The sequence below is a fragment of the Geodermatophilus sp. SYSU D00663 genome, assembly GCF_054050655.1.
Genome location: NZ_JBJGZT010000030.1, coordinates 44,020 through 54,605 on the forward strand (window position 1 = coordinate 44,020; position 10,586 = coordinate 54,605).

Sequence of the window (10,586 nt, forward strand, 5' to 3'; positions counted from 1 at the left end):
GGGCACGGGCGGCCGGCGCCGCCCGGTCCGCTGAACGCCCCGCTCCCGCCGCCCCGCCGCGGGCCGGCGGGAACCGGGACCCGCCGGGGTCCGTTGGACCACCGGCCCGCCTCCCGCCCGATCCGGCCCGCTCGTCCCTGTCGTCGTCGTCGCCTGACCCCCCGGGCGGCGGAGAGGAACACCTGATGCTCCGCTACTTCGGCTTCTCCGTCGGTCTGACGGTGGCCGCGCTCGTCACCGCCGTGTTCTTCGGCGGGCCGGCGGCCCTGCTGGCCGTCGCCGTCCTCGGCGTGCTCGAGGTCTGCCTGTCCTTCGACAACGCCGTGGTCAACGCCAAGGTGCTGCGCCGCATGAGCCCGCTGTGGCGGAAGCTGTTCCTCTACGTCGGCATCTTCATCGCCGTGTTCGGCATGCGGCTGCTGCTGCCGATCGTCCTGGTCTCGGTGACGGCGCAGCTGTCCATCCCCGAGGTGTGGGACCTGGCGCTGTCGGACCAGGAGGCCTACGCCGAGAACGTCGAGGCCGCGGCCGAGGCGATCTACACCTTCGGCGGGATCTTCCTGTTGATGATCTTCCTGAACTTCCTCTTCGACGAGGAGCGGGAGATCCACTGGCTGTCGTGGCTGGAGCGGCCGCTGGCCAAGGCCGGCAAGCTGCCCTACCTCGCCATCGTCATCGCCCTGGCGGTCATCTACGTCGGCTCGCAGATCGCCGACGACGACAAGTACGCCACGGTGCTCATGTCCGGGCTCGCGGGCCTGTTCACCTACCTGCTCATCGGCGGGCTCAACGAGCTCATGGAGGCCCCGGAGACCGACGACGAGGACGACGACGTCACCCCGACCGGGCAGACGGCGGGCAACGGTGCCGGTGGCACCGCCACCAAGGCGGTCGCGGGCGCCGGTGCCGCCGCGTTCCTCTACCTCGAGGTGCTCGACGCGTCGTTCTCCTTCGACGGCGTCATCGGCGCGTTCGCCATCAGCAGCGACATCTTCATCATCGCGCTGGGCCTGGGCATCGGCGCCTTCTGGGTGCGGTCGCTGACCATCTACATGGTCGACAAGGGCACCCTCGACGAGTACCGCTACCTGGAGCACGGCGCGATGTGGGCCATCGGCTTCCTCGCCGCGATCATGATCCTCGAGCTGCGGTTCCACATCAGCGAGTACGTCACCGGCCTCACCGGCCTGCTGTTCATCGTCGCCGCCGTGATCAGCAGCATCGTCGTCTCGCGGCGGGAGCGCGCCGAGGTCGCGGCCGCCGACCGGCCGGGCGAGCGCGACGAGGTGCCCGCCGGCCAGAGCTGACCGCAGGTCACCCAGCGGCCCCGGGGCGCCCGCCCCGGGGCCGCCGCGCGTCGCGGCGGGTGGCCTACCGCGGGGCGGGGGAGCCGGATACGGTCCGCCCGGTTCCCGTCCCCGCACCGAGAGGTCCGTCGTTGGCACAGCTCACCGCCCAGAAACGCGTCCTGCACGCCGACCTGCACGGGGACCGCATCCGGGCCGCCAGCGGCTCGATGGTCGCCTTCGAGGGCAACGTCGACTTCAAGAGCTCCGGGATGGGCGGGGGCGGCGGCATGCGCGCCGCCCTCAAGCGGGCCGTCGCCGGCGAGAGCATCTCGCTGATGGACTGCACCGGGCACGGCCGCGTGTACCTCGCCAAGGACGCGATGGACGTGCTCGTCGTCGACCTCGCCGGCGACACGCTCACCGTGGAGAGCGAGCACATCCTCGCCCACACCGAGCACCTGCGCCTCGACGTCCAGTTCTCCGGCCTGCGCGGCGTGACCAGCGGCCAGGGCCTGGCCACCACGACCGTCACCGGGCAGGGCCAGGTCGCGATCGTGTCCGAGGGCCCGGTCATGGCGCTGGAGGTCGCGCCCGGCACGGACCTGGTGGTCGACCCCGACGCCTACGTCGGCTCCCGCGGCCAGCTGTCGATGAACCTGGTCAGCGGCGTCTCGTGGAAGTCCCTCGTCGGCGAGGGCTCCGGCGAGCCCTTCTCCCTCCGCTTCACCGGGCACGGCCTGGTGCTCGTCCAGTCCTCGGAGCGCTGAGCCGTGCCGTTCGAGACCGTCAACAGCAAGGTCGTGCGCGCGCACGTCGGCCCGGCCGACCCGGTGCTCGCCCGCCGCGGCGCGATGCTCGGCTACTCCGGGCAGGTCACCTTCCGCCCGGTGCACGGCCAGGGCCGCGGCATCGGCGGCATGGTCGGCGCGGCGATGTCGGGGGAGTCCAACCCGATGATGGCCACCGAGGGCAGCGGCCAGGTGCTCTACGGCTACAAGGGCATGCACGTCACCGTCCTCGAGCTCGACGGCGGCGCCCCGCTGGTCTGCGAGGCCGACCGGCTGCTCGCGCACGACGCGAACCTGCAGACCAGCGTGCAGTTCCTCGGCTCCGGCGGGCTGAGGTCCGCGATCAGCGGCGCCATGACCGGGCAGGGCCTGTTCACCACCAACGTCCACGGCCGCGGGTCGGTCGCGCTGCTCGCCCACGGCGGCGCCTTCCCCCTGCAGCTCAACGGGCAGCAGGTCGGCGTCGACCCGCAGGCCTACGTCGGCCACGTCGGCCAGCTCTCCGTGGACCTCGCGGCCAAGGTGGGCCTCCGCGACGTGGTCGGCCGCGGCTCCGGCGAGGCCTTCCAGTTGAAGATCAGCGGCCACGGCACGGTGTACGTGCAGGCCAGCGAGCAGAAGTTCTGAGGACGGCGACCATGACCTACCCGCCGAACACCCCCTACGGCGGCGGCAACCCCTACGGCGGCCAGCCCCAGCCCGGGTACGGCCCGCCCCCGCAGCCCGGCTACGGACAGCCGGGGTACGGCCAGCCCGGGTACGGGCAGCCGCCCCACGGCGGCCAGCCGCAGCCCGGGTACGGGCAGCCGCCGCAGCCCGGCTACGGGCAGCCCCCGCCGCCCGGGTACGGCCAGCCCCCCGCCGGGCCGCCGGCCGGCGTGCCGAGCACGCTGACCGCGCAGTCGCTGCCCGACGACGACAACGTCAACCCCTACGTGTTCTGCATCGCGCTGAACGGCGAGTGGTTCATGAGCAAGGGCGCGATGCTCGCGTACTACGGCAACGTCCAGTTCGACGCCGTCAGCGAGTACTCCTCGGTGCAGGCGTGGGTGGCCCACCGGTTCTCCAGCCCGGTCTACGTGCAGGACTGGGTGGTCGCCCGGGGCCACGGCAAGGTGCTCATCGGGGACCGCGGGTTCGACCTGAACTCCTACGACCTCGACGACGGCAACCTGACGATCAAGGCGAGCAACCTCTGCGCGTTCTCCAAGGACCTGGAGCTCAAGCAGTCGATCGTCCCGGGCTTCGTCACCCTCATCGGGACGGGGAAGTTCATCGCCTCGTCCAACGGGCCGGTGATCTTCGTCGAGCCGCCGTTCCGGGCCGACCCCGAGGCGCTGCTCGGCTGGGCCGACTGCCCGGCGCCGTCGGTGCACCACGACGCCCAGTGGATGACGCAGAGCTTCCTCGGCGCGCTCACCGGTGCGCTCGGCCGCGCCTCGGGGGAGGAGCGGCAGTACGACTTCACCGGCAAGGGCACGATCCTGCTGCAGTCCTCCGAGATCGCGCGGGAGGACCCGGCGGTGCTGCGGCTGGTCGAGTCGCAGACCCAGCTGCTCACCGACAGCCAGGCCGGCTCGCTCGGCCAGCGGCTGGTCGCCCGCGCCCAGCAGCAGCACGGAGCCCTCCCCGGCCGCGGTCCCGCGCGGGACCCCGGCCGGGGGTGACGACTGCACTACGCTCGGTGGGCCATGCGGCCCGCCGACCTCGCCCTGCTGCGGACGCCGGGGACGCCGGCCGTCTCGCCGGACGGGCGCATGGCCGTGGTCGCGGTCAGCCGCCCCGACCTGGACGCCGACGAGTACCGCGCTCAGCTGTGGGCCGTCCCCACCGACGGCTCCGCGCCGGCCCGCCCGCTGACCTCCGGCGCCCGCGACTCCGCTCCGGCGTTCTCCCCGGACGGCCGCTGGCTGGCCTACCTGTCGGCCGCACCCGGCGGGCACCCCCAGCTGCACCTGCTGCCCACCGCGGGCGGCGCCCCGCGCCGGCTCACCGACGCGCCGCTGGGCGCCGGCGCCCCGGTGTGGTCACCGGACTCCCGCCGGCTGGCCTGGGTGGCCCGCGTGCCCGAGGAGGGCCGCTACGGCACCGCCGACGACGTGCCGCCGGAGGCCGAGCCGCCGCGGCTGGTCACCCGGCTGCGCCACCGGGTCGACGACGTCGGGTACACCGCCGACCGCCCCAGCTGCGTGTTCGTCCTCGACCTGCCCGCCGACCCGCTCGACGACACCGGCGACCCGCCCGAGGCCCGGCAGCTCACCGACGGCCGCGGCGAGGACACCGACGTCGCCTGGTCGCCCGACGGCGGCACGCTCGCGTTCGTCTCCGCGCGGCACGCCCGAGCCGACCGCGACTGCGTCCGCGACGTCTGGCTGGTCCCGGTCGGCGGCGGCGAGCCGCGCCGGGTCACCCGCGGCCGCGGCGAGTGCCGGCTGCCGGCGTTCGACCCGGCCGGGACGTGGATCTACGTCACCGCCCGCCCGGACCTGGGCCCCGACGGGCTCGACGTCGCCGGGCGCGGGCTGACGCTGTGCCGGGTGCCGGCCGCCGGCGGCCCGCTGGAGGCCGTGCTCGACCCGCGGGACACCCACCGCGGCGACGAGACGCCGGCGACGGTGCTCAGCGGCGGAGCGGCGCTGGTCGGCGTCGAGCGGCGCGGCTCGGTGGCGCTGCTGCGGGTGCCCCTCGACGGCGGCGCGCCCGAGACGCTGGTCGAGGGGCCGTTCACCGTGCGCGGGGTCGCGGCCGGGGGCGGGGTCGTCGTCGCCACCGTGGCGCACGACCGGTCGGCGGGGGAGCTGGTGGCGATCACGCCCGGCCGGCGCCGGCTGCTCACCGGCTTCGGCGCCGCGCTCGGCGCCACCGGCCGGCTGCACCGCGGCACCGAGCGCACCGCCACGGCCCCCGACGGCGCCCCGGTGCACGGCTGGGTGACGACGCCGGAGGGCCCGGGCCCGCACCCGGTGCTGCTGCTGGTGCACGGCGGGCCGTTCACCCAGTACGGCTGGTCGCTGCTGGACGAGACGCAGGTGTACGTGTCGGCGGGCTACGCGGTCGTGCAGTGCAACCCGCGCGGCTCGTCCGGCTACGGGGAGGAGCACGCCCGCGCCGTCGTCGGGGCCTGGGGCGACCGGGACGCCGCCGACGTGCTGGCCTTCCTCGACGCCGCGCTGGCCGACCCGGCGCTGGACGCGGAGCGGATCGGCGTCCACGGCGGCTCCTACGGCGGCTTCCTCACCGCGCTGCTGCTCACCCGCACCGACCGGTTCGCCGCCGCCGTCGTGGAGCGGGCGGTGACCGACCCGGCGTCGTTCGCCGGCTCCAGCGACATCGGCTGGTGGTACGCCGACGCGTACATGGGCACCGACCCGGTGAGCCCGCTGGCGCAGGCGGCGTCGATCCGCACGCCCACCCTCGTCGTCCACTCCGAGCGGGACGAACGCTGCCCGGTGGAGCAGGGCCGGCGGCTGTTCGTCGCGCTGCAGCGGCAGGGCGTGCCCAGCGCGCTGCTGCTGTTCCCCGGCGAGGGCCACGAGCTGTCCCGCTCCGGCCGGCCCCGGCACCGGCTGGCCCGCTTCGAGCACCTGCTCGCCTGGTGGGACCGCTGGCTGCCGGGAGGCGGTCAGGCCGGCGGCAGCCGCGCCCCCTCGTCGGACACCACCAGCCGGCCGTCCACCCGGGTCGCCGGGAACACCGCGACGTGCCCGGGGGCCGCCGGGACCGGCAGCCCGCCGTCGATCTCGTAGCGCGAGTTGGTGACCTTGCGGCGGGTGCCGGCCGGGTCGTCGGGGCCCACCGGCGGCGCGTCCGGCCGCAGCACGACGACCACCTCGGTGCAGCCCGGGGGCCAGTCCCAGCGCAGCCGGTCGCCCCGCAGCACGACGCCGGTGACCGGCGGCAGGGAGGCGGCGGGGGGCCGCGGCCGGGCGTCCCCGCCGTGCGCCTCGGGTGCCGCGACGCCCAGCCGGGAGGCGACGACGACGTAGCCGGCGACCTCGCCGTACCCGCCGTCCTCCAGGGTGGTGACCGTGGTCGTGCCCACCACCTGGCGGGTGCCGTCCGGGCGCACCCGCAGCACCCGGTACTCGACCGGCCCGGGGGAGGCGGACGCCGTCCAGCGCACCTCCCGGGCGCCGCCGGGGGCCGGGGCGACGACGACGTCCGTGGCCGGCGCGACGCCCAGCGCGGCGAGCTCGGCCCGGGCGGCGGGGTGGTCGGCGACGGCGTCGAGGGCAGCCAGCAGCGCGTCCTCCCGGTCCCGGCCGGTGCAGGCCGGGGCGAGGACGGCGTCGGCCAGCGCCAGCGCCTCCCGCGACCGCCGGAGCAGCTCGGCGGCGTCCTCCCCGCCCGGGCCCGGGACGTCGGCGGCCGTGGCGACCAGCTGCTCGAGCGCGGCGGCGGCCGCCGCGTGGCGCCGGGCGGCGACGGCCGGGCCCACGCCGCGCCAGGCGGCGCCGGCGCGGGCGGCGACCTCGGCCGCCTCGTCGCGCACGGCACGGATCGGCGGGAGGAGCTCGCCGGCCGCGGACAGCGCTGCATCGGCGTGCCGGCGGGCGGCGGCGGGCCGCCCGTCCCGCAGCGCGGCGCGCGCCGCGGACACCTCCGCCTGCCAGTCGGCGCGGCCGGGCACGCGGGCCGGCGGCGGCGCGGGCACGTCTCCCATGGCGCCCGCCTCGCGGGCCAGCCCGGTGACGACGGCGGCCGCGCGCTGCGGGTCGAGGCCGGCGGCCTGCGCCTCCTGCAGGAGCAGGTACGCGTCGGCGGGGGTGAGCCGGTCCTCGACGAGCACGGCCGCCGTGACGCGGGGGCGCAGCGCGGCGCGGACGTCGTCGGCGAGGGCGTCGAGGTAGACGGCGGGGTCGCCGTCGACGAGCAGCGTGCCGGCGGCGGCGAGCAGGTCGTCGACGAGCGCCCGCCGCCGGTCGGGGCGGCGCTGCCGGTTGACCACGAGCAGGGCGTCGCGGCGCCGGCGGACCGTCTCGCGGTCGGCGGTCGGGGGCAGCTCCAGCAGGGCGTGCAGGCTGGGCACGCGGGCGCCCTCGATCCGGCCGAGCTCCTCGAGGCCGTCGCGGACCTGCCGCAGCACCACCGCGGCGTCGGCCGGTTCCGCGGGCGCCGCCGGGGCCTCGGCGCCGAGCAGCCGGTGCCCGCGCAGCCGGGCCTCGAAGGCGGCGTCGTCGAGCCCGGCCGCGGCGGCCATCCCGCGCAGGCCGGCGACCTTGTCGGCCGGCACCCCGCCGAAGCGCTCGACCAGCCGCTCCAGCGCGGCGTCGAGCGCCGCGAAGCGGGCGGCCTCCCGCCGCTCCCGCTCGGCGCGGGTCTGCCCGGCCAGCCACTGCCGCCCGCCCGGGGTGCGCAGCTGCGCGGCGAGCGCGTCGTGGGACCGCAGCAGCGCGGTCACCAGCCCGCGGTACTTGGGGTGGTCGCGCTGCTTCTGCCAGAACGCCCAGACGTCGTCGACCCGGCGGGCGACCTCGTCGTCGGTCAGCGATCCCGCGGCCTCCAGCGGGAGGTCGTAGACCTCGAAGGGGTCGGTCGCATCGGGGCCGCCGCGGCGCTCGATGGCGGCGAGGACCCGCTTGCGGTAGCCGTTGCCGTCGAAGGGAGGCAGCACGGGTCAGTCCTGCCGGCGGCGGACCCGGCCGACCTGCGCGCGCTCGCGGGCGACGTCGGCCTGGCTCAGCGCCGCGCCGGTCTCCACGCGCACGGTGAGCGGCCGGTCGGCCAGCCCCTCGTGCAGCGCGGTCAGCTCGAGGATGCCGTCGAAGCCCATCCGCAGCACGACCTGGATCTCGGTGCCGGCGGGGTACCCGGGCGGGATGTCCTCGATGGAGGCCTCGGCGAGCAGCTTGGCGTCCTCGGGGCGGGCGGACTCGGCGCCGCCGCCCTGCTCGACCACCCGGATGGTGACCACCCGCTGGTCGTCGTGGACGGTGCCGAACGAGCGGCGCACGGCCACCGGCAGCCGGTCGTCGCGGTGCACGAGGAAGACCGCCGACGGCTCGCCGAACCGGTCCAGCGCCAGGACGCCGAAGCCGCGGGAGACGGTGTTGAGGACCTGGATCTCCACCGTGCGCCGCACCTGCGCCGCGGACAGGCCCACGGCGTCGCCGAGGCGGGCACAGGCGGCGTCGACGTCGGCGGGGGCGGCGTACTCCAGCGGCGTGCCGTCGCGCAGCTGCCCGCGGGTGACCAGGTCGGCGGTGAGCAGCCGCTCCAGCTGCTTCTTGCGGCCGTAGACGGCGGCGCCCCTGGCGACGGCGAGGTCGGGGTCGTGCACCTCGGCGGGCACGCCGAGCTCGGCGGTCAGCCGCCGCGCGACGGCGGGCATCCGGGTCGAGCCGCCGACCAGCAGCACCCGGTCGATCCGCTCGACGCCGCGGGCGCGGGCCGCCGCGACCGCCGCGCGGGTCAGCTCCATCGTGCGGTCGAGCAGGCCCGCGGTGAGCCGCTCGAACTCCGCGCGGGTCACCGGCACGTCCACCCGGCGGCCGTCGTGCTCGACCGGCACGACGACGGACTCGCGGACGCTGAGCTCGCGCTTGGCCCGCTCGGCGGCGAGCACCAGCGCCTGGCCGCCGGCGCCGTCGTCGAGCGGGTCCTCGGCGTCGGGGTGGGCGGCGAGGAAGGCGCGCGACAGGTGGACGGCGAGCTTCTCGTCCCAGTCGGCGCCGCCGAGCTCGTGGTCGCCGTCGGTGGCGACCACGGCCAGCCGCCGGTCGGCCAGCTCCACGACCGCGACGTCGACGGTGCCGCCGCCGAGGTCGTAGACGAGCGCGACCTCCTCGAGGTGCCCGGCCGGCCCGCCGCCGTCGAGGCGGGCGAAGCCGTAGGCCAGCGCGGCCGCCGTCGGCTCGTTGATGACGTCGAGGACGGTGAGGCCCGCGTACTCGCCGGCCAGCCGGGTGGCCCGCCGCTCCTCGTCGCCGAAGTAGGCGGGCACGGTGATGACGACGTCCTGCACCGGGCCCTGCGTGGAGAAGCTCGTCTCGCTGACCAGCGCCTTGAGCACCAGGCTGCTGACCGCGGGCGCCGACCAGGACCGGCCGTGGCTGACGAACCGCCACGTGCTGTCGCCCATGCGCCGCTTGACCAGCGTGCAGACGTCGTCGGGCCGGGCGCGGGCCAGGACGCGGGCGCGCTCGCCGGTGACGTAGTCGTCGGGGCCGACGAACAGCACGACGCTGGGCAGCGTCGGGGCGCCGTCGAGGAGGGGGACGACCCGCGCGGCGCCGTCGTCGTCGACCTGCGCCAGGCAGCTGTACGTGGTGCCCAGGTCGATCCCGTACACGGCAGGGGAGGGCGAGGGGACACCGCGCGGCATGGGCCGGAGGGTAGCGGCGCCGCATAGGGTCAGGAGGACGTGTCCGCCGCTCAGAGCGCAGGTCGGCCCGGTCGGGCGAACCTGCGGGGAGGCCTCCCTTGGTCGACTACACGAAGCGCCCGAAGTCCCCGCCGCCGCAGCCGGAGACCCCTCCGGCGCCGCCGCAGCCGCCGCCGTACCAGCCCCCGCAGCCGCCGCCGGGGCAGCCCTACGGCCAGCCGCCGCACCAGGGGCAGCCGCCCTACCCGCCGCCGGGCCAGTACCCGCCGCCCGGGCAGCCGCCGTACCCGCCGCCGGGCCAGCCGTACGGGCAGCCGCCGTACCAGGGGCAGCCCCCGTACCCGCCGCAGGGCCAGCCGCCGTACCCGCCCCCGGGTCAGCCCCCGTACGGCCAGCCGCCGCAGCAGGACCCGTACGGCCAGCAGTACGGGCAGCAGCCCCCGGCCCCGCCGCAGCAGGGCGGGGTCAACATGAACAAGGTGTCGCTGACCAAGTCGGCGCCGTCGGTCTCGCTGACGAAGACGGCCGGCACCACCGGCGTGCTGCGGGTCAACCTGAACTGGAACTCCCGGCCCGGTGGCGGCGGCGGGGGCGGCGGCTTCCTCAAGCGGCTGGCCTCCGCCGCCGGCGGCGGGGCGATCGACCTGGACCTCGGCTGCCTCTACGAGTACGCCGACGGCTCCAAGGGCGTCATCCAGGCGCTGGGCAACGCCTTCCGCGGGCAGCACACGCTGGGCAACGGCGGGTCGATCGTGTGGCTGGACGGCGACGACCGGTCGGGCGCCAACAGCGGCGGCGAGAACCTGATGATCGACCTGCAGCACACGCAGCTGATCCGCCGGATCCTCGTGTTCGCGCTCATCTACGAGGGCGTGCCGAACTGGGGGCAGGCCGACGCCGTCGTCACGATGTTCCCGGCGAACGGGCCGCAGATCGAGGTGCGCCTGGACGAGCACGACCCGCGCGCCCGCATCTGCGCGATCGCGATGATCGAGAACCAGGGCGGCCAGCTCGTCGTCAACCGCGAGGTGCGCTACGTGCACGGCGGCCAGGACGTGCTCGACCGCACCTACGGCTGGGGCATGGACTGGACGCCCGGCCGCAAGTGAGCCGCCGGTCCCGCGCGTAGCCCCGCTCCTGGGGTGCTCCTCGTCCTCCGGGGGTCCTGCGGGACCCCCGGGGGAC

At 76.4% G+C, this 10,586-nt stretch carries 7 protein-coding genes; 6 read left to right on the top strand and 1 reads right to left on the bottom strand.

Going from position 1 to position 10,586, the window contains the following annotated elements:
• Positions 1–185: 185 nt before the first annotated feature.
• The 5 genes from ACI79Z_RS19785 (at position 186) to ACI79Z_RS19805 (ending at position 5,823) form a co-directional block, all read left to right on the top strand.
• Positions 186–1,307, top strand: a complete 1,122-nt coding sequence (locus ACI79Z_RS19785) for a DUF475 domain-containing protein (RefSeq protein WP_387994455.1) — start codon at positions 186–188, stop codon at positions 1,305–1,307.
• Positions 1,308–1,438: 131 nt separating this feature from the next.
• The gene (locus ACI79Z_RS19790) at positions 1,439–2,056 is read left to right on the top strand and encodes an AIM24 family protein (protein WP_387994452.1); all 618 of its coding nucleotides are present in this window, start codon (positions 1,439–1,441) and stop codon (positions 2,054–2,056) included.
• 3 nt (positions 2,057–2,059) lie between these two features.
• The gene (locus tag ACI79Z_RS19795; protein ID WP_456903575.1) at positions 2,060–2,704 is read left to right on the top strand and encodes an AIM24 family protein; all 645 of its coding nucleotides are present in this window, start codon (positions 2,060–2,062) and stop codon (positions 2,702–2,704) included.
• An 11-nt stretch (positions 2,705–2,715) separates the two neighbouring features.
• Positions 2,716–3,744: an AIM24 family protein gene (locus tag ACI79Z_RS19800; RefSeq protein ID WP_456903576.1), complete on the top strand. Its 1,029-nt coding sequence runs from the start codon at positions 2,716–2,718 to the stop codon at positions 3,742–3,744.
• Between the two features lie 24 nt (positions 3,745–3,768).
• Positions 3,769–5,823: a prolyl oligopeptidase family serine peptidase gene (locus ACI79Z_RS19805; RefSeq protein WP_456903577.1), complete on the top strand. Its 2,055-nt coding sequence runs from the start codon at positions 3,769–3,771 to the stop codon at positions 5,821–5,823.
• A 1,871-nt stretch (positions 5,824–7,694) separates the two neighbouring features.
• On the opposite strand, the gene ACI79Z_RS19810 is transcribed toward ACI79Z_RS19805, so the two are convergent.
• Positions 7,695–9,401, bottom strand: coding sequence for an Hsp70 family protein (locus tag ACI79Z_RS19810; protein ID WP_456903578.1), 1,707 nt, complete (start codon positions 9,399–9,401; stop codon positions 7,695–7,697).
• Positions 9,402–9,499: 98 nt separating this feature from the next.
• On the opposite strand from ACI79Z_RS19810, the gene ACI79Z_RS19815 reads away from it, so the two are divergent.
• On the top strand, positions 9,500–10,510 hold the full coding sequence (locus ACI79Z_RS19815) for a TerD family protein (RefSeq protein ID WP_456903579.1): 1,011 nt from the start codon (positions 9,500–9,502) through the stop codon (positions 10,508–10,510).
• Positions 10,511–10,586: the final 76 nt, after the last annotated feature.

What these genes read in the sequence shown, in the direction of transcription:
- ACI79Z_RS19785 (WP_387994455.1), top strand. Translation starts at nt 186, where the DNA reads ATGCTCCGCTACTTCGGCTTCTCCGTCGGTCTGACGGTGGCCGCGCTC.
- ACI79Z_RS19800 (WP_456903576.1), top strand. Translation starts at nt 2,716, where the DNA reads ATGACCTACCCGCCGAACACCCCCTACGGCGGCGGCAACCCCTACGGC.
- ACI79Z_RS19805 (WP_456903577.1), top strand. Translation starts at nt 3,769, where the DNA reads ATGCGGCCCGCCGACCTCGCCCTGCTGCGGACGCCGGGGACGCCGGCC.
- ACI79Z_RS19810 (WP_456903578.1), bottom strand. Translation starts at nt 9,401, where the DNA reads ATGCCGCGCGGTGTCCCCTCGCCCTCCCCTGCCGTGTACGGGATCGAC.